Here is an 18,475-nt window from a genome sequence, read left to right on the forward strand (position 1 = left end):
CATGCACGTACAAACATCAACGTTCTGGTCGAAATGGAAAGAAGGAGTCGTTGGAGACGAGCAGGCAACTCTGATTTTGCTCGGTAACTTTGAGGTAGAGGAGTATTGGGCACAAGATCGTCTGAAATTACCAAGTGTGAGTGGGAAAGGGGGGCGTCGGATTGTTCATCGGATGGAGGAACTGGGCGTTTTTCTCGCCTCTACGGAAGACGTTGTGGTAATGAAGGCAGGGATGGATGTTACTTATCAGCAATATATGCAAGAAATTAAACATCCACTACCTAACATGATCTCCTTATCCCGCAATATCCCTCACTTGTCGATTACAGAAAACTTATTGCAATGCGAGCAGACCATCGCCCAGTTAAAGATGTTGCGACAGGAGCATTCTGCGCTCTATCTTCTTCCTTTTGGTGTTTCCGGTCATGAGGAGGAGCTAGCACAGTTAACAGGAATTCCACTTGCAGTTCCCTCTCAAGCTATTTTCGAGCGAGTAAATAGTAAAATTTATTCGCGTAAGATTAATGAGGAGTTAGGGATCAGACAAGTTCCGGGGGTTTGTTGTGAAGGAATAGCCGAATTACAGTCTGGATTTGCTCGTATGAGAGCATCTTTGACGGCAGGAAAAAAGATAGTGCTCAAAGATGCCCACGGTGTTTCCGGTAAAGGGATCACCGTAATTGAGTCGGAGAAACGTTTTCAACAGCTGCTTAAGATGTTGACTCGAAGTTGTACAGGGAAGAAGGAACAGGTGGCATTTGTCTTAGAGGAATGGGTGGAGAAGAGATGCGATCTTAACGTACAAGCTGTAATTACTCGTACAGGAGAGGTGCTACTGCATGCCATAAAAGAAGCGGTAACTCGGGGAGGTGTGCATCAAGGACATTACTTTCCGGCTCGGTTGACGCCAACACAGCGAACGCAGCTATATGAGGTAGTACAGAAGCTAGGACATGCCTTGTACGCAGATGGCTACTTTGGGATGATGGGGGTTGATGCGATGGTGGGTGTAGATGATTCCTTGTGGCCCAATGTAGAAATCAATGCTCGTCTAAATTTATCTACTTATCAGTCTCTTTTGGAAGAGCGCTATGTGGCAGCGGGACAGGTTATGTGGGCAAAGCATTACCCTGTTCAGTTGGTAAGGCCCCTCCCTTTTCGTGATTTACGAGATCGTCTAGACGATCTGCTTTTGACGAAACGAGGCGAATGCGGTCTTTTTATTCATAATCATGCAACGATGAATGCTGCTTATCAAGAAGATGGGAAACCATTTCCCGGTCGCTTGTATGCTCTTCTGATCGCTGATGAAGATGAACAATTGTATGCATTAAACGATGAGGTGGAACAACGGTTGCAATCACTGATCTAGAAGGAGGAAAAGACGATGGATGGGCAATATCGAGTGCAGGGAAAGTCGCTTTCTGCGTTAGCAGACGAGTATGACACTCCTTTGTATGTATATGATGGCCATGTGATGGTAAATACATTTCGCTCGTTACAAGAATGTTTGAGTAATGAGTTTGAGTTTTTCTACTCACTTAAAGCTAACCCTAATCTATCAGTATATGCACTCCTACAGCAGTTGGGTGCACGAGCTGAAGTGTCGTCATTAACAGAGTTAGAGATAGCGATCCGTGCGGGTACACCTGCAGAAAATATCATTTTTTTAGGACCAGGTAAAAGTATGACTGAGCTGATAGCCTGTATCGACTATGGCATTTATGCCATTGTGTGTGAGTCATTTGGTGAACTGGAGCAGATTGAGAGGCTGGCACAACAGAGGGGGCGCATCGTTGATGTGGCTTTGCGTATCAACCCGGCCTTTACAGTTAAAGGCTCCCGGTTGACGATGGGGGGGAAACCGCGTCAATTTGGCATCGACGAAGAACAAGTACTGGAGCAACTGCCATTGGTGCGTTCGTATCGACATATCCGAATGCTAGGGGTACACGTCTATATGGGTACTCGGATTTTAGAAGCAGATGTCATTGCTCAAAACACTGAGAAGATCTTTGCTCTGACCCGCCGAGTTGAGCAGAGATTAGGATATACACTGGATATGGTCGATATTGGAGGAGGATTAGGTGTTCCTTATTTTGACCAGGAGCAGGAGCTGGATGTAGTAAGCTTAGCTAATAAGCTTAATCCACTGGTTGAATCGTTTCGGGGAGACCATCCGCATACGCGTATCATTATGGAATTGGGGCGTTATTTGGTAGGGATGAGCGGGATATTGGTGACTCGTGTTCGCTACAAAAAGGATTCCTTTGGGGAGACGTTTCTAATTGTGGATGGTGGAACGCATTGTCATATGGCGGCGGTGGGTATAGGGTCTTTCGTGAAACGCAATTTTCCAATCCGACATGTAGAGAAGTATCAATGTGACCCCACGCATTCGTATCACATCACAGGACCACTTTGTACACCAAACGATCAGATCGGCAAGGCAGTAATGTTACCAGAAGTAGAGGTGGGGGATTTACTGGGTCTTTTTCATTCGGGTGCATATGGACCGACCGCTTCTCCAGTCTTATTTTTAAGTCATGGATTTCCAGCAGAAGTGATGGTGTATAAAGGAGAAGCGTTTTTGATTCGAGAACGGGATACGACAGCTGACATGTTGCGCAAACAACGTTTACTAGACGGTATGAAAGTAGAAGCGAATACACGCCGATGAGGCAGAGAAAGGGTGGTTAATATGAAAAGAGAGCAAGTGGTTGTGGCGATTAAGCGCTCCTTAAAAGAAGTGCTAAATATGAAAGAAGTGGATCATATCACAGAGAAGACCTCTCTTTTTGATGATTTGGCGCTGGATTCCACGTCGGTGTTGGAATTATTGATGGTGTTAGAAGATGAAGTGGAAGGCTTGTATGTGGATCCAGAGACGTTAGAACCGCACCATTTTGAAACAGTGGGGTCGTTGGCGACGTATATTGAATCGCATCTTAAAGATGTGACAGAGCATGTTGGCTAATCTCTATGTGGAGCATCTGGATTATCATTGTTTTACTCAGCAGCGTCCCTATCTATTTGATGAGCTCGTGCATCGCTTTCAGCAGGAGTTGTTGCAGCCGCATGGTCTGCATGTAGATACGGCCTTGCTGGAACGGAGCTCACACCACTCTTTTTTAGAGATGAGTAAGTCTTTATTAGATCCATTGGCTGTACAAGGAAAGTTAGAGGGTGTAGATTTGGTGGTATTGGCATACTGCACTCCAGATGTGAATGTAACGGATTCTGTTGTTTGCCACTTGATTCATCAATATCAGTTGGAAGGGGCTAATGGCTTTGCTATCTCTGATATGGGGATGGCGGCTAGTTGGACGGCATTACAAGTGATTGCGGATCGCTTTTACACTGGTTCTAGTCAAAAGGCAATTTTGATCGCCTTAGACCAAACCACATTTCCTAATCGCATAGCTCATGTTCATGATCGGCAACTACGGGATGCAGGTTCGATTCTGCTTATGAGCCGAACAGCTAGTGAGGAAGAGAGTTGGAGCTTAGTAGACAGGATGTATCGATACTCTCCTCAGGGAATAGAGGGAAGGGTGAACGATACAGTTGCTAGTTGGAGTTTGGAATATTCACTCAAAGAAGAGCGGGCGGTTATCGTTGCCCATCGCTCGTTGGAACCGTGTCTGTATTGGGTAGATCAGCCTGTTGTTTATTATGATGCGGATACGCACCTGGTAACGGCTCCCTTTATCACATGGCACCAGCAATTAAAGGGAGCGCCCGAGTACGTGTGGTGGATGCATTACGATGATGTTCATCCTTTCTATTACAGTGCTCTCTTTCGTTCCCATCAGGTATAAAGGAGGGGAGGGCGATAGATGAACGGTACATTTGGTATTAAGGGAATAGGAACCTATATCCCTGCTACTTTTCAGACAGTAGAAGAGGTCTTGGCAGGAGTAGGAGCAGGAGTGGGCGAACGGCGTTTGTTGGAACGGATTCACCAACTGCGCCAAATTCCTATGGTGAAGTCAGGGCAGCGTTTGGAAGAAACTATCACCTATGCGCTCGAAGATCTAAAGACAAAAGTGGAAAGCTGTTCGATCGATGTGGCTCTCTATGCTCATTCTCAGTTTACACATGTACCCTTCCGCTACGATCTTCTGTATAAAGTACTTGAGGTGCAGGGATGGGAACATGTCCCCTGTTATGGTGTGGATCAGCTAAATTGTGCTTCTTTTTTTGCTGCATTGCAATTGGCGCATTCCATCTTTGCTCGGGATGAATTGGTAGAGAATGTGCTTTTAATATCCGCTGATCAGAGTAATTTTTTGTCTTATGGACGCTATATTTCTCGAGCTACGATTATGGGTGATTCGGCTACTGCTCTGCTGCTTACACGTACAGGTTTTCGCCATCGCTATCTTTTTACATCTGTGCATTCAGATCCACGTTTTCATCGTGGCTTCTATGATTCTGAGGAGAATCGGAAAGCATTTAACCACGACTATCTTTCCAATATTATGGAGGGAATGGAGCATACATTGCGGGAAGTTGGGATGGGGCTGGAAGAGGTGGATTTCATTTTGCCGCACAACGTAAATCACACCACATGGCGACGCTTTAGCGAGCGTAGCGGCATGAAAGCAGATAAAGTGATGACCGCATGGATTTCGCAGTTGGGTCACACTTATACTACGGATGCCCAGCTCATTTTAGCACAACTGTTAGCAAAGTCTGTGTTTCAAGCGGGAAATCGGTACATGATGGTGGGAGTTGGATTGGGTTGCTTTGTGGGTACCGCTATCTTTGAAGTGATAGAGGAAGGAGTAGGCTGATGGAAACAACATTAAGGCGCACAAATCAATCAGAAATCATGCGGATGTGGCGATATTTGCAAAAAGAACCTTGGGGTGGGATTTTGCGTGTGTGGGAAGAAGAAAGGATGGAGACAGTGTATGCTCCCCACGGTTTTACGTTGCTGAGTCGAGGGAGGGGGGAGAAAAAACGGGTGTTTTCTTACTTAGACAGGGTGCCTGATCAGTGGTTGGAAAGAGATCATGTCGAAGTGTATAGGGTACAAAGAGGTGTGTCGGAGTATACGCCGGAGGGGCAAGAGGAAGGTGCATGGCAACAGAGGTGGGAAGAGCGTGTTTTTCATCTGCGCTTTGCGCTGGCGCTGATGGTATTGGAGCAGTGTAAACAACACTTAGAAAAGCGGCGCGCTCAGGGGATACCTACGTTGCAACATCAGATGGTGAAAAGTTTGATTTCTGATTTTTTGATCTTGTTGGAATGTGTGTACAGTAGAGATTCTACTTCTTCCGATTTGGAACAAAGGCGTTTGCGTCACTTTGATCATACAAGATTGGATCAACAAGTATGCTCGTTATTAAAACTGATGGGTGGACATGGATATATAAGTTCCGGCTGTAGTCGCTGGGGCCATGCGCTCAGCGTGATTCATAACGTATGGGTAGTGAGGTGAAAGGGATGGTATCGACAGCTGCTTGGAAGGAATACGAGGAGCAATTAACCGTTATCTCTCAACGCTTCCGTCAAATCGGGATGGAGTTGGAAAGGGAGCCGGAGATGATCGCTACAGTGGTGGAAGAAGAGCCGCTTCGGATCTATCGCAAACAGATGCTTCCTCCTGACTACAACGATGAACCAGTAAAAACGGCAGATGGAACCTTGTTTTATGGACTTACCTGTCAGGAGCGGGTGCGCTCTTTTGAAAAATTGGCATATGGTGATTTTGGCGTTACTCTCGCTTGTCCAGGCCCGTCTTTGTCAGGGATGGTGATTCAGGACTTAGCAGATGAAGAGCAACAGGATCGTTACTATACACGCTTAGTGGAGAAGCCGACTTGGACTTTTTTCGCTTTGACTGAGCCAGGTTATGGTTCTGATCCGATGGGGATGGAAACTCGGTTGACGAAGGAACAAGTAGGAGACGGATATCGCCTACATGGGGAGAAAATGTTTATTGGTAATGGTGCGAGAGCAGATGTGGGCGTTGTGTTCGCCCGCAAAACATCAGGTCCTCTCGGGATCGAGGTGGTACTGGTAGAAACAAATCACCTAGAGGGATTTAAAGCAGATTCATTGGAGACATGGGGGGTGCGCGCAGCAGGTCTTAGCCGTTTAACTTTTACTCATTGTCACATCGCTGAGGAGCAAGTGGTCGGTCGTCATTTACGCCCGATGAAGCGAGGAATGATGGGGGCTGTTACCACCTTTAACAAGATGCGTCCTAGCATTGCAGCTGCAGCATTAGGGATTGCGCAAGCTGCGTATGACTATGTATATGAACAGCGCCGTCAGTGGTTGGAAGCGGAGAAAACTACACTACAAAACTTGGAGTTAGAGCTTATATCTGTACGGCAACTAATTCGGCGAGCGGCAGAGGAAGTGGATGCGAACCCTCGTAATGGCCATTATGCCTCGGTGGCGAAAGTACAGGCATCTTCATTGGCAGAAAGGATGACAGATTCAGCGCTTATGTTGATGGGAGCTGGTTCGATCTACGAGCACCCTTGTTTATACAAATGGTATCGTGATGCACGTGCATGTGAGTTTATGGAGGGGACGTCGCATATACAAAAACAGACTGTGTTTCAGGCCTTTATGAGTGGGAAGATGCAACATGTATAGGGAGCAGAAACAAAACCGCATAAGCATTGATGCATTAGCACTTACACGTGTGAAAGCAGACAGATATCAGCATGATACGGTTCCGCCTGATGATTTCTATGAAATGCAGTTGCACTACGATGCGGAGTGTTATTATCACCAGCGTTCATGGCATCAATTGCCGACGCAGTCGATCAGAGTGGAAGGAAGAAGGGTCTCACATGAAGAAGTTTCACTGTGTACACTCTCCTCTTTAGAGGGGATACTGCCACCGGGGAGAATGACGTCTGCACAAGTGTTGTTAGTAGCGCATTCGTTTTATACTCGCCTCTCTGCGAATCCCATGCTGGCACGGCTTTTAGAATACTGGAAAAAAAGACCGCGCATCGCACTCGGTTTGTCGCATTTAGGAGAGGTAGCCTCAACGGAAGGGGTACGTGTCGCGGATTGGACGCTAGCTGAAGGTGAAACAGGAGTTCTACTTCTCAGTGAGCAACAGTTTTTCCTCCCACACCGATTCGCGCCCCCTCCAGCGCTTCCGCTTGGAGATGCAACGGTCGCGCTCTCTCTATCAAAGGACGGGGAAACGATAATTTTAGAGCAGCATAAGCGTGGGGTGATGCAGAACAAACGAATTTTACCCGCATGGGAAGATTGGATACAGCAGGTGAAGCGGATCGTGGAGGCAGAGCGAGATGAGGTTGATTGGGTTGTTATTCAGCAGGCTTTTTCTACACAGGTAGTAGAAGATGAGAAGCTGTTTGTACGTCAGCATCAGATTGATCATAACTTACAATGCACGGATGTTTGGATCACGTTAGCAGAAGGGTTAACGCAGAATGTGATTAGGGTTGGTGATCGCGTGTTACTCCTTTCCTTTGATCGGCTTCATACCTATTCAATGATACAGCTGTTGGTGCAAGCGCGTCCACGGATGAGTGATGCGTGGATATAACGAGAGAGAGAAGAGAGGATGGAGTCGATGGGAAGACTGGATTATGTGCATGGCAATATAACAAAACTTTTATATCTTACATTTATTCCAATGTTGATTGCTTCCATCGTCAACGTAGTTATGGTAGTTTCACAAGCGGTTTTTATTGGACAAGTGGGGGGAGAGGCAGTAAATATACGCGGCTTCTATTTGCCGATCTCTTTCTTTATGACAGCATTGCTAGAAGCGATGCAGTTGTCGACACAAGTGGTGCTGGCAAAGCGAAAAGGGGCGGGTCAACAAAAACAGATCGCTCAAAGCTTTTACCGCTTCCTGTTTTTTGGCTTATTGCTTATGGGAATGTTTGGAGTGCTAATCATCGTAACACTGCCGTTACTAACAACCTTTTTCGGTGTTGATGCAGCATATGCAGGACTTTTTCAACGCTTCGTCAGTGGGATGGTTGTGGTGGAACTGATTGTAGTGATGAATATTGTGATCGCAGCTAGCCTACGTGCACTCGGAAAAGTGAACATCGCCTCGTTTATTGCAGTTATGGGTTCCGTACTCAATATTGCGCTGATGTATTATTTTATTCTTGTACGTGGCATGGGATTGCAAGGGATTGTGCTGGCGTTTCTCATTACTAGTAGTCTTCAGTTTATCGCTAGCTATAGCTATATAGTATGGCTAAAAGAGATTCCGATCGGATTTCCGCGAGGGATACGAGGAAAAGATGAGATGGTGACAGCGATTTTACGTGGGGTTGGCGTGCCTGTTTTCCTATCGTATTGCTCTATCACCTTGGGGTTATTGTTATTTAACCTGATCATGGAGTCGTTTGGTGATGTAGCCGTAGGTGGTTATGGTGCGGCGTATAGCATCCAAACCCTTGTGATTATACCAGGCATTTTATTGGGATCGGCAATGGGCATTGTGATGAATCAAAACTTAGGATCAGGGAAGTTGGAGCGAGTGTTTGCTGTTTATAAAAAAGGGATCTTGCAGGCATTCTATTTCTACCTCCCGCTGTCCCTCTTCGTCTTCCTACTGCGGGAACCACTTGCTTCTGTCTTCTTTCGCGCTGCTGATCGGGAGGTTTTTTTACCATATGCTGTGGGCTATTTGGCGATTGTGGCTCCTACTTATCTCTTTATGGGTCCAATGTTGACGACGTTGATCACATTGGAACAGATGGGGAAAGGAATGAAAGCACTCGGGATGAATCTTACTTATTTTCTTCTCATCGCGCTCCTCGGTTGGGCGGTAACAACCTGGACGAATGATGTGAGCTCATTCTATTGGACGGTCGCCTTTTGTAACCTAATCGGCATATCCGGCTTGTATTATGGATATCGTCTCATGCATGCGGAGTTTAGTGTTTCTCGTCAGGAAGGTGAAGAGAAAGAAATGGTGTCAGGGGCATGAGTGGCGGAGGAGGAACACGGATGAAACCCGTTTATGTTTGGCAAGAAGTAGAAGGTGGGTATGTGGGTGCCGATGAAGCGGTCACCCACTTTTATAAATTAGATGATGATCCGAGTTTACAAAGGCGCTCGCCGCCGAGGCTTTGTCATGTTAAAGCTCCTATGCATCCGTGCTTTCGGTTTGCACCGATGGTGGGGCATCCGCGAGCGCAGGTTGTGATTCTTGATATTCCGTATGCAAAAGGGTCATGTGCGGAGGGATCAACCGTAGCACAATTTGGCGAGCTGTTACGTGTACAGACTGGGCAGAAGCCCGTATGGGCACGACTTGATGAGAAGTTTGCTTCAGGGATAAGAGACTTAGATGATGGTGGATCTCTTTTTTCTGGCCTTCTGTTTGAGGATTGGGGTACGCTTCAACTGGGCCAACCAGAAGAGCCGATGTCTACACTGGCTGAAGTGGTGCAGAAGGTGCTGGAAGAGCAGCAGATCTTGTTTTCGTTAGGCGGAGATCATTCGCTCACGTATCATGTGATTCAACAAGAGTTGGCGTATATCGAAGAGCCGCTTATCGTGATTGATTTCGATGCCCATCATGACTGCGGCACAACGCCTCTGTTAGCAGACGAAGTGAATCATGCTAACTTTATCCGTCATTTGTTGGCAGATGAGCGAATCGCGGCGATTGTACAATTGGGCGTGCGTGGAGTTCGATCGTGGGGGCAGTGGTGTGAACATCCTAAACTGAGGCAAATCTCTGCTAAAAAGATGAAGCCGGAAACGATTGAATCGGTGTTGTATGAATTGATGGGGAAGCACCCTCGTGCGGTTCATTACGTTACCTTTGATATGGATTGTTTGGACCCGAGTCAGTTTCCCTTAGTGGATTATCCAGTTGCTAATGGCCCTACTTGGGAGCAAGTGCGACTATGTTTACAATCTGTCTTTCAGATGAGAGCCCCTTTGCTGGGGGTAGATATGGTAGAGGGACAAGGGGTTCTTATCGAAGGGAAAGTTCCGATAGCGTATGAGATGGCAGTGCAAGTGTTCGCTCATCTCTTGGACGGGATCAAGAGAAGATATTCTGTATTGAAGCAGTATGAAGGAAAAAGAGAGGAGCGGAGAGGGTGAAACTACAAAATCTATTTGAAGCAGAACAAGAGAAAGTTCACGCTGAGATTGCGCGACAGCTGCGGGAGAACGGGGGAATTACGCTCGGTTACTTCTTCGCTTTGATGAATATCACTAAGGAGTTATTACCGCTACAACAGCGCTTCTGTCCAGAGAAGGTATGGGTGGATTATCTGGCTTTTGCTCAAATGCTGGATCGTATTCGAGAACAACCAGCACTGTTTGGTGGATGGGATGAGGTTGTGGGTGCGGAACATCGCCAACAAATCTTGCAGGAGGGGGGAGCTTTTCTCACCTGGCATACGGGGTTCGTTCGACATCATCTTGAAGCGATTGCAATAGGACGTGCCATGTTGGCCGAGTGGGAGTTACCCTTTTATCAGGTGGTTGATCGTGAGCAGTTTAATCATGAACAGAAGTGGGAGATGTGGGAGCGCTTAAGAGATATTCGGAATATTCAGTTGATAAATGCAGAAGACCAATTAATCGGACTAAAGCTGTTTCAACATTTACGTCGAGGGGGAGCGTTTTGTTTGAAATTAGATGGGCAAAAGGGAGTAAATGCTGATCAGCATACGCTGCGAACGAAGTGGCTCACCTCCATAATTGAAACACGAAGTGGGGTGTTTCGCATTTTGGCACGGGCCCAGAAGAAAGTTTCGCTGGTGGTGATGTCGATGACAGAGGACTTCCATTCCCGAATCGTATTCCACCCACCTCAACAGCTGGCTGGACAAATTGAGAAGGCGTGTGATGATTCATTTGCAGTTGTACGAGAAGAACTACTCCGCTATCCGTGGCAGTGGCGATTTTGGGATCGCCATCATGAGCAAGTGGTGGCGTGGCAAGATGTAAGTGTTGGAAATGAAAACATGGACACCAAGCGAATCAAGTGGGTAACGCAACAAGTTGGAAAAGAGGGTCTTGGTTTAGATGTGGAGACGGGACAAGTATATCAGCTGTCACCAAAGTAAGGGCAGGGGGAGGAAAGATGAAGGTGAGGGAAGATGTTTCGTGTGAAGCTGCGGTTACTCATCTACAGACTATCCCTTTTTTAAAGGCGGATTATGTAACGTTGACGATTGCTAATGAGATAGGAATAGAGGAGACAAGGTTTGCTCTCTTATCATCTCTCTTAGTGTCTACCGAGGTGAAGGCAGAACTATATCAGATGTGTGGAGCGGAGCTGACGGGAAGGGTTTTGCGGAAAGGGAGAACACAACTGTTACAGCTACAGGTTACTTCTCCGAATGAAGCATACCTTTGGTTTGAGCGATCTCTATTGAAAAAAGCATTGCATCTCTTAACTGTACGGGTGTGGAAGGATGAAGCGTGGAAAAAGGATGAGTTTTTTCGACGGCAGGTACATATTCATGCCAGCCGCATTCAGATGGAGCAAAGTGACGAAGAACAAAGGAGAATAAGGCAGTGCATGGCTACAGTTGTGGGAGAAGAACATTCTTTAGCGCGCTGGGGAAAAATAGAAGAATTACTTTCCTTAACGATAGATGAGATGAATCAGGTATTAGATGAGGTGTATCGCTATGCTCCTTATCATTTACATGTATTAGGTGCGGAAGTAGAGAAGATAGAGCAGTGGTTACATGAGCATAAATTAGATCAGGAAGGCACAGTTAGAAAGAAGGGAAGGTCGTTTGCGCGCAGTCTCCCTTCTGGAGAAGCTGTTCCTATCTACCGTGGGAACTGTCAGGTGGATACGGTTCCGATTACGGCAGCAATATGGACGGGTATTCGCTTTGCAGACGCTGACTATTTCCCGTTGTTGGTGGTGATGAATCGATTACGCACTCAATTACGTATACGTTTGCGTGAACAGAAGGGATTTCTTTATGCACTCTCATGCGAAGCAGATCCTCTTCTAGAAATAGGTTGGATCCACATGCGAGTGAAAGCGGGAGAAGTGGAAGAAGCGATCGATGAGAGTAAGCAGGTGTTGATGGAGATGAAGAAGGGGAAGTGGTCTCGTTCTTTATGGTATGAGTCTATACAGTCGATTCAGCATTATATTCGTTATGGAATGGACGTTCCCCAGGTATGTGCTGAGGTTAGTTTACACGGGTGGTTGAGTGGAAGTATTCCGAGCGATGAGAGCGCAAGGAAGAGATTGGAGATAATGACGATAGGGGATTGTACACGTGTGGCCACACGTCTTCAGCTGGCGGCAATTCAGGTTGGAATGACAAAGGAGGGGAAAGGAGATGGTTAAACCCGCTTTTACTTCTCATCCTGCGATCGAAAGCTTCCGCACAGCGATGGGAATGGAAGTATTGGTTGTTCCGTTGACAGGGTGTATGCGCACGTATGCTACCTTAGCTATTGGGATGGGGGCGATGGAGCAGTATGTTTCTAGAAAAGGCGATGGTCGACTCCGTCTCCCCTTCGGTACAGCTCACTTTTTAGAGCATCTTGTTTATCATCAATTTTTATCTAATATTGGGATGGAGGGGGATACACATGCAGTGACATCGCACTGGCTAACTTGCTATCAGGTAGCGACAACGAGGGAATGGCAGCAAGCGATCGTCCCATTGTTGGCGATTGCGGAGGAAGAGCAGCTTACTGTAACGGAGTTTATTATGCGGCGAGAACGACGTGTCATCTCACATGAAATCGAGATGTATCAGGAGCAAGGTAACGTAGTAGTGGATCAATTGTTAAAGCGTGCCCTCTTTCCATCTGGACATCCGTTAACGGTAGATATTGCGGGTACGACCCGGAGTGTCGCTGATGTATCAGCTCCACTGTTGCAACAATGTTTTGACATTTTTTATCGAGCCGAGCGGATGAAGTTGGTTCTGGTTGGGAATGTGACATCAGATGAGGTACATGCTCGATTGGGTGACTTTGAAAGCATTCCCGCTGAGGATAGTAGGAGAGAGGAAGTTATTCCGACTGAGAAGAGATGGGAGTTTTATTCATCAGGTAAGGGCGGAGTGGTGGTTGAAAGCAGGCCCGTCCCACTGCCCTTCCTTAAGGTGGGGTTTATGGAGCAAGGTGTTCCGTTGGCAGGGGAGCTCTTATTACGCTACTTGTCGATAGCGGAAGTGGCGTTGGAAGCACTTTGGGGGAAAGAATCAGAATTTTATCAGTCTCTATTTGAACAGGGTGTGATTGGTGATCACTTTAATTGGGAGAGTAAAGCTATACGGGGATGTGCTTATTCTTCCTTAGGAGGGGTGACGGCTAACCCTCAGATGGTCGTTGACCAAATCAAGGAGAGACTGGTGGAAGTAAGTCATCTGGGGCTGGCGGAAGAGAGGATTGAGCGGGCGAAGGAGAGGCGTGCAGGCAAGCACCTTCTTGCCGCTGATGATTTACGTCACTATAGTATAACGCTGGCACACGGTATGATGCAACAGATGATGGAATGGAAGCGTCTTGCTATACTGAAGAGTGTGACTATATCAGATGTAGAAGCATGGATTCAATCTCACTGTAAAATAGAAGGACTGCGTGTAGCGGTCGTGGAAAAGGGGTAAGAGTATAGGGAGATGGTATGGCTCTCCCCAAGCGCATAAGGTCGATAAATGTATATGAGAGAATTAAGGTTGTGAGCGGGCGAGCGAACCCTTCTTTATTGGTAGATAGGGTGAGTTTGTTCGTTTTGTTTTCTTTTAAGCAGGCTGTGATGTTAGGGGCGCCTAGGGGTTTTTGTTCCAATCTGATATAATGGAAAGAAGAGTACAACCAGAAAAAGGAGCTACAGGTGTGGCGAAAACGAAGACCAAGTTTGCCTGCCAAGAATGTGGATATGAATCTGCCAAGTGGATGGGACGCTGTCCAGGATGTGATTCGTGGAACACGTTGGTAGAAGAGCAAGCGGTGATGGGGCGTGTGGGGAGAACACAGAGGAGTACGCCTTTTCAGGCAGCGCAAGCGATCCCGATCACCACAGTGGGTCGTTCTAAAGAGGAACGCTCCGATATGGGAATTGCTGAATTAAACCGAGTATTAGGCGGTGGACTGGTGCCGGGATCGCTCATATTGGTAGGGGGAGATCCAGGTATTGGGAAATCGACGCTGTTATTGCAAGCATCTCATCGCTTAGCAGAGAAGGGGACGTCCGTCTTATATGTATCAGGTGAAGAGTCGACAGAACAAACACGACTGCGGGCGGATCGGCTACAGGCGCTAGATGCGAATTTATGGGTGGCGGCGGAAACGGATCTCGATCGAATTGAAGGGATGGTAAATGAGCAAAAGCCCGGCTTGGTGGTGATCGACTCCATTCAGACGATTTATCAAGCGGATGTTACCTCTGCTCCTGGCAGTGTGGCCCAAGTGCGTGAGTGTACGGGACGACTGATGCGAATCGCCAAGGAGCGTGGCATCGCCATTATCATTGTTGGACATGTGACAAAAGCGGGAGCGATTGCAGGACCTCGTTTGTTGGAACACATGGTGGACTGTGTTCTTTATTTTGAAGGAGAGCGTCATCAGACGTACCGTGTGCTGCGAGCGGTAAAAAACCGCTTTGGTTCGACCAATGAGATCGGACTTTTTGAAATGCGAAACCAAGGCTTGGTGGAAGTAGCCAATCCTTCAGAGATGTTCCTGTCACAGCGACCACATGGAGTGGCAGGCTCAGCAGTTTCTGCAAGCATGGAAGGTACTCGGCCTGTTTTGGTTGAACTGCAAGCGTTGGTGGCACCTACCAGCTTTCCCTCACCCAAACGCATGGCCTCGGGGGTAGATCATCAGCGTTTGGCGATGATTCTAGCAGTTCTAGAGAAACGTCTGGAGATGTTTTTGCAAAATCAAGATACGTACGTCAATATCGTCGGTGGAATGAGGCTGGATGAACCTGCGATTGATCTAGCGGTAGCTATCAGCATTGCTTCTAGCTTTCGTAATCGTCCTACCGGTGCCAAAGATCTCTTTGTAGGTGAGGTTGGTTTAACGGGTGAAGTGCGTAGTGTATCTCGGATGGAACAGCGCATGGCGGAAGCGAAGCAGATGGGTTTTACGAGGGCGATTATACCAGCGAAAGACCAACGCGGCTGGGATCCCCCTAGCGGGATGAAGATTATTGGTGTGCATACAGTTGAAGAGGCATTGGATGTGGGATTAGGAGGGTGACAGGGTGAAAGAAGATGCGGCTGCAGAACGTCGAAATACGTTTGTTAGTGAGATTTTACGGCTAGTAGCACCAGGAACCCCGTTTCGTGAAGGATTGGATAATGTTCTGGGTGCAAAAACAGGAGCATTGATCGTGATGGGGTATGATGAGTGTGTAAGTGAGTTAGTTGATGGTGGCTTTCATATCGATTCTCCCTTTACACCTGCACACCTATATGAATTGGCGAAGATGGATGGTGCCATTATTTTGAGCAATGATGGTCGCCGAATTTTGTATGCTAATGCGCAGTTGGTTCCTAGCTCCACCATTCCTTCGACAGAGACAGGGATTCGTCATCGCACCGCTCAGCGAACAGCGAGGCAGACAGGTAAACTGGTCATATCCATTTCACAAAGGCGAAGCATCATTACATTGTACCAAGGTCATTTTCGATATGCCCTCAAAGATATTGGGGTTATTTTGACGAAGGCAAACCAAGCAATTCAAACCCTGGATAAATATAAATCTGTGTTGGATCAATCTACTACCAATTTGAGTGCCCTCGAATTTGAAGAGTTGGTTACCCTAAATGAAGTAGCGATGGTGATGCAACGAGTGGAGATGGTACTGCGCATTAAAGGGGAGATTGAAAGCTATATCCATGAATTGGGGACGGAAGGACGCCTAATCAAAATGCAGTTGGATGAATTGGTTGATAAGGTAGAAGAAGAGACTGTATCGCTGATCAAAGATTACTCTTTCCAATCTGCAACACCGGCACCTCGAGAAGTGTTACATCGACTTAAGCAGCTTTCGCAAGATGAATTGCTTGATCACGGACACATAGTAAAGGCATTAGGATTTCCCTTTGGTACTAATATTCCAGAAGAGACAGTATCACCGCGAGGGTATCGTATTCTGCATAAAATACCACGTCTACCTCAGTCGATTATTCAAAACTTGATCGGACGCTTTGAATCCCTGCCTCGCATTATGATGGCGACGATCGAAGAGCTGGATGAAGTGGAGGGAATTGGGGAAGTAAGAGCACGTACGATTAAAGAAGGTTTGAAGCGGATTCAGGAGCAAGTATTCATTGACAGACATATCTAAATAGCCTAGAATATAAACATTGATTAGATGGCTGTAATTATATGTGTAAGTGAATATTTAGGTACGGGAATTTATTAATCTTGTGCTGGATATAGAGTGAAATCATGGCAAGGGCAGATCCTGTTTGGATACGCCCTACTTTGTTTATATTAGGAGGCTTTCTTACATGATGGCGCGCGCATTGCCAAGCATCCTAACCGTTGGGAATCTTTTTTTAGGGATTATGGCGATGATTCTAGCCTTCCACGGAGAATGGCGTTATGGAGCCATAATGGTTATTATTGGGATGTTTTTGGATGGGTTAGATGGACGAGTAGCGAGGTTGTTAAATACGCAGAGTGAATTTGGAAAAGAGTTGGACTCATTATCGGATATTGTTTCTTTTGGAGTAGCTCCTGCGATTATTATGTATATTGCTGCCTTTCAGGATGTAGGTGTAATGGGATGGATATTGACAGCAGTGTTCCCTATTTGCGGAGCGCTTCGCTTGGCTCGTTTTAATGTTCACCCTGGGATCCCAGGTTATTTTATCGGGTTGCCGATTACCGCTGCAGGCGGAGTGTTGGCAACGATGGCACTGTATAAAGATACAGTGAGTCATCCTGCAGTATTAATAATGGGACTATTGTTTTTATCCTTTTTGATGATCAGTAATGTGAAATATCCTAACTTTAAACGATTAGGTATTCCTAAAAAAACATACTGGGTAGCTCCGTTAATCATCTTGTTTTTTGCTGCATTAGCAGCTCGGTATCCTGAAATATTACCGAAATTATTATTTATACCGCTGGCACTCTATGCGATTTATGGGATTCGTCACTCGATGAAACGGAGAAGACGGGCTAAAAAAAAGAGAATAGAAGAAGTAAAACCATAAAGTAAGGCTAGATGTAACGGAAAAAATCCTGGACGGGTGCTGTCCGGGATTTTTTTATGAGAACATTTTTTTATAAATATCGTTTATAAGGGTAGGCGGCATTCATTTTCACTCCATAAGTAGGGGATTGCAGTGTAGGTTAGCGAAAGTGGAACGACCCGAGTGTATTTAGACATTCTTGCTCGCTGGCGATGACTTCACTGAGTGGAATCTTAAACAGATTGCACATGGCTGCTAAATAAAATAAGTTCTTACCCATTTCTGATTTAACAATATCGCGGCAATTACTGCACAGTTGCCCTGATAGGTGAGAGGTAAATCCCTCTTTACACTCTTCGATCGTGGTCGCGTCATCAAAAGGCTGACGATCTGCATGGATTTTAATACATCCACAGTCAGTAACTGCTTTCATGATAGCTCGATTGGTGCGAGCGTTAGACTCTTGAAATTTGGAAACCACGTCGAGGAGACTGCGGTGGCGGAGTAACAGATCGGATACTTGAAGTTGGAATTGATCGATTGCCTGTTCCGTCTGGGTTTGTTTCTCTTCCATTCCGACCGTCCTTTCTTATGGACAGAAAATTCTCTTTAATTTTATTATAGCGGTCAGGCTGTTAGGTGTCAAATTTTCACATGTAACGAAAAAAAGTGTTGACGCTTCCTGGAATCATATGCTACGATTATTTGTTTGAAAGTTGACACCTCCTTTTGCTTGTGATAAACTGGAAATGAGTTAATGCCCCTAATGGAGGTGGGTTTCTTGTTTAATGTCGGTGATCGTGTCGTATATCCCATGCATGGTGCAGGTGTCATTGAGTCAATCGAGGAGAAAGAAATCTTAGGTGAACGAAAGAAGTATTATGTAATGCGTCTTCCTGTAGGTGAGATGAAAGTGATGATTCCGATGGCGAATGTGGAGAGTATTGGATTGCGAGAGGTCGTAGACGAAGAAACCGTTGGGGAAATTTTTGAACGGTTGAAACACCAGGAAAGTGATATTACCACTAATTGGAATCGCCGTTATCGTGCTAATTTAGATAAGATGAAAAGCGGGGATCTTTATGACTTGGCTGAAGTGGTTCGTGGTTTAATGCTGCGTGACCGTGAGAAAGGCCTCTCCACAGGAGAGAGGAAAATGCTGGAGAATGCCCGGCAAATTTTAATCAGTGAATTAGTTTTGGCCAAGCAGATTGAAGAAGACGAAGCTTTTCATTTATTGGATGAGTCGTTTTCAACCAAAGTGGAGCCAACGGGCAAGGAATAGGGAAAACAGTCAATTAGTAAAAAATATATAAATATGGTTTTTTCTATAGAGA

At 46.2% G+C, this 18,475-nt stretch carries 18 protein-coding genes; 17 read left to right on the top strand and 1 reads right to left on the bottom strand.

From position 1 onward, the window contains the following. The first annotated feature begins 1 nt into the window (after window position 1). The 16 genes from NXZ84_RS13180 (at window position 2) to pssA (ending at window position 17,159) form a co-directional block, all read left to right on the top strand. Complete coding sequence (locus NXZ84_RS13180) at window positions 2-1,372, top strand: ATP-grasp domain-containing protein (protein ID WP_258840797.1); 1,371 nt, start codon at window positions 2-4, stop codon at window positions 1,370-1,372. 15 nt (window positions 1,373-1,387) lie between these two features. Next, the gene (gene lysA, locus NXZ84_RS13185; RefSeq protein WP_258840798.1) at window positions 1,388-2,680 is read left to right on the top strand and encodes a diaminopimelate decarboxylase; all 1,293 of its coding nucleotides are present in this window, start codon (window positions 1,388-1,390) and stop codon (window positions 2,678-2,680) included. 21 nt (window positions 2,681-2,701) lie between these two features. Beyond that, window positions 2,702-2,977: an acyl carrier protein gene (locus NXZ84_RS13190; RefSeq protein WP_258840799.1), complete on the top strand. Its 276-nt coding sequence runs from the start codon at window positions 2,702-2,704 to the stop codon at window positions 2,975-2,977. Further along, window positions 2,967-3,821: a hypothetical protein gene (locus NXZ84_RS13195; protein ID WP_258840800.1), complete on the top strand. Its 855-nt coding sequence runs from the start codon at window positions 2,967-2,969 to the stop codon at window positions 3,819-3,821. Before NXZ84_RS13190 ends, NXZ84_RS13195 begins: the two co-directional genes overlap by 11 nt. Before the next feature lie 18 nt (window positions 3,822-3,839). Beyond that, window positions 3,840-4,799: a 3-oxoacyl-[acyl-carrier-protein] synthase III C-terminal domain-containing protein gene (locus tag NXZ84_RS13200; RefSeq protein ID WP_258840801.1), complete on the top strand. Its 960-nt coding sequence runs from the start codon at window positions 3,840-3,842 to the stop codon at window positions 4,797-4,799. Next, complete coding sequence (locus NXZ84_RS13205; RefSeq protein WP_258840802.1) at window positions 4,799-5,449, top strand: hypothetical protein; 651 nt, start codon at window positions 4,799-4,801, stop codon at window positions 5,447-5,449. Before NXZ84_RS13200 ends, NXZ84_RS13205 begins: the two co-directional genes overlap by 1 nt. After that, a complete protein-coding gene (locus NXZ84_RS13210; RefSeq protein WP_258840803.1) occupies window positions 5,434-6,618 on the top strand; it encodes an acyl-CoA dehydrogenase family protein in 1,185 nt (394 codons plus the stop codon). The genes NXZ84_RS13205 and NXZ84_RS13210 overlap by 16 nt, the downstream gene beginning before the upstream one ends. Then, window positions 6,611-7,552, top strand: a complete 942-nt coding sequence (locus NXZ84_RS13215; RefSeq protein WP_258840804.1) for a hypothetical protein — start codon at window positions 6,611-6,613, stop codon at window positions 7,550-7,552. The genes NXZ84_RS13210 and NXZ84_RS13215 overlap by 8 nt, the downstream gene beginning before the upstream one ends. Before the next feature lie 27 nt (window positions 7,553-7,579). Continuing rightward, window positions 7,580-8,959, top strand: coding sequence for an MATE family efflux transporter (locus tag NXZ84_RS13220; protein WP_258840805.1), 1,380 nt, complete (start codon window positions 7,580-7,582; stop codon window positions 8,957-8,959). Window positions 8,960-8,979: 20 nt separating this feature from the next. After that, window positions 8,980-10,089 carry an arginase family protein gene (locus tag NXZ84_RS13225; RefSeq protein WP_258840806.1) on the top strand — a complete coding sequence of 370 codons (1,110 nt, stop codon included), beginning with the start codon at window positions 8,980-8,982 and terminating at the stop codon, window positions 10,087-10,089. Next, on the top strand, window positions 10,086-11,063 hold the full coding sequence (locus NXZ84_RS13230) for a hypothetical protein (RefSeq protein WP_258840807.1): 978 nt from the start codon (window positions 10,086-10,088) through the stop codon (window positions 11,061-11,063). The genes NXZ84_RS13225 and NXZ84_RS13230 overlap by 4 nt, the downstream gene beginning before the upstream one ends. Before the next feature lie 17 nt (window positions 11,064-11,080). Further along, entirely contained in the window at window positions 11,081-12,316 is a 1,236-nt protein-coding gene (locus NXZ84_RS13235; RefSeq protein ID WP_258840808.1) for a peptidase M16 family protein, read from the top strand. Continuing rightward, entirely contained in the window at window positions 12,309-13,589 is a 1,281-nt protein-coding gene (locus NXZ84_RS13240) for a M16 family metallopeptidase (protein ID WP_258840809.1), read from the top strand. The genes NXZ84_RS13235 and NXZ84_RS13240 overlap by 8 nt, the downstream gene beginning before the upstream one ends. Before the next feature lie 229 nt (window positions 13,590-13,818). Next, entirely contained in the window at window positions 13,819-15,189 is a 1,371-nt protein-coding gene (gene radA / locus NXZ84_RS13245) for a DNA repair protein RadA (protein ID WP_258840811.1), read from the top strand. A 4-nt stretch (window positions 15,190-15,193) separates the two neighbouring features. Further along, window positions 15,194-16,282, top strand: a complete 1,089-nt coding sequence (gene disA / locus NXZ84_RS13250) for a DNA integrity scanning diadenylate cyclase DisA (RefSeq protein WP_258840812.1) — start codon at window positions 15,194-15,196, stop codon at window positions 16,280-16,282. Window positions 16,283-16,448: 166 nt separating this feature from the next. Further along, window positions 16,449-17,159 carry a CDP-diacylglycerol--serine O-phosphatidyltransferase gene (gene pssA / locus NXZ84_RS13255; RefSeq protein ID WP_258840813.1) on the top strand — a complete coding sequence of 237 codons (711 nt, stop codon included), beginning with the start codon at window positions 16,449-16,451 and terminating at the stop codon, window positions 17,157-17,159. A gap of 139 nt (window positions 17,160-17,298) precedes the next feature. On the opposite strand, the gene NXZ84_RS13260 is transcribed toward pssA, so the two are convergent. Next, complete coding sequence (locus NXZ84_RS13260; protein ID WP_258840814.1) at window positions 17,299-17,712, bottom strand: DUF1573 domain-containing protein; 414 nt, start codon at window positions 17,710-17,712, stop codon at window positions 17,299-17,301. Between the two features lie 198 nt (window positions 17,713-17,910). Here NXZ84_RS13260 and NXZ84_RS13265 point away from each other — a divergent pair, with 198 nt between their 5' ends. Next, window positions 17,911-18,423: a CarD family transcriptional regulator gene (locus tag NXZ84_RS13265; RefSeq protein ID WP_258840920.1), complete on the top strand. Its 513-nt coding sequence runs from the start codon at window positions 17,911-17,913 to the stop codon at window positions 18,421-18,423. The last annotated feature ends 52 nt before the right edge of the window (window positions 18,424-18,475 follow it).

The organism is Mechercharimyces sp. CAU 1602 (assembly GCF_024753565.1).
Classification (GTDB): domain Bacteria; phylum Bacillota; class Bacilli; order Thermoactinomycetales; family JANTPT01; genus Mechercharimyces.

What these genes read in the sequence shown, in the direction of transcription:
- NXZ84_RS13180 (WP_258840797.1), top strand. Translation starts at nt 2, where the DNA reads ATGCACGTACAAACATCAACGTTCTGGTCGAAATGGAAAGAAGGAGTC.
- lysA (WP_258840798.1), top strand. Translation starts at nt 1,388, where the DNA reads ATGGATGGGCAATATCGAGTGCAGGGAAAGTCGCTTTCTGCGTTAGCA.
- NXZ84_RS13190 (WP_258840799.1), top strand. Translation starts at nt 2,702, where the DNA reads ATGAAAAGAGAGCAAGTGGTTGTGGCGATTAAGCGCTCCTTAAAAGAA.
- NXZ84_RS13195 (WP_258840800.1), top strand. Translation starts at nt 2,967, where the DNA reads ATGTTGGCTAATCTCTATGTGGAGCATCTGGATTATCATTGTTTTACT.
- NXZ84_RS13200 (WP_258840801.1), top strand. Translation starts at nt 3,840, where the DNA reads ATGAACGGTACATTTGGTATTAAGGGAATAGGAACCTATATCCCTGCT.
- NXZ84_RS13205 (WP_258840802.1), top strand. Translation starts at nt 4,799, where the DNA reads ATGGAAACAACATTAAGGCGCACAAATCAATCAGAAATCATGCGGATG.
- NXZ84_RS13210 (WP_258840803.1), top strand. Translation starts at nt 5,434, where the DNA reads ATGGGTAGTGAGGTGAAAGGGATGGTATCGACAGCTGCTTGGAAGGAA.
- NXZ84_RS13215 (WP_258840804.1), top strand. Translation starts at nt 6,611, where the DNA reads ATGTATAGGGAGCAGAAACAAAACCGCATAAGCATTGATGCATTAGCA.
- NXZ84_RS13220 (WP_258840805.1), top strand. Translation starts at nt 7,580, where the DNA reads ATGGGAAGACTGGATTATGTGCATGGCAATATAACAAAACTTTTATAT.
- NXZ84_RS13225 (WP_258840806.1), top strand. Translation starts at nt 8,980, where the DNA reads ATGAAACCCGTTTATGTTTGGCAAGAAGTAGAAGGTGGGTATGTGGGT.
- NXZ84_RS13235 (WP_258840808.1), top strand. Translation starts at nt 11,081, where the DNA reads ATGAAGGTGAGGGAAGATGTTTCGTGTGAAGCTGCGGTTACTCATCTA.
- NXZ84_RS13240 (WP_258840809.1), top strand. Translation starts at nt 12,309, where the DNA reads ATGGTTAAACCCGCTTTTACTTCTCATCCTGCGATCGAAAGCTTCCGC.
- pssA (WP_258840813.1), top strand. Translation starts at nt 16,449, where the DNA reads ATGATGGCGCGCGCATTGCCAAGCATCCTAACCGTTGGGAATCTTTTT.
- NXZ84_RS13260 (WP_258840814.1), bottom strand. Translation starts at nt 17,712, where the DNA reads ATGGAAGAGAAACAAACCCAGACGGAACAGGCAATCGATCAATTCCAA.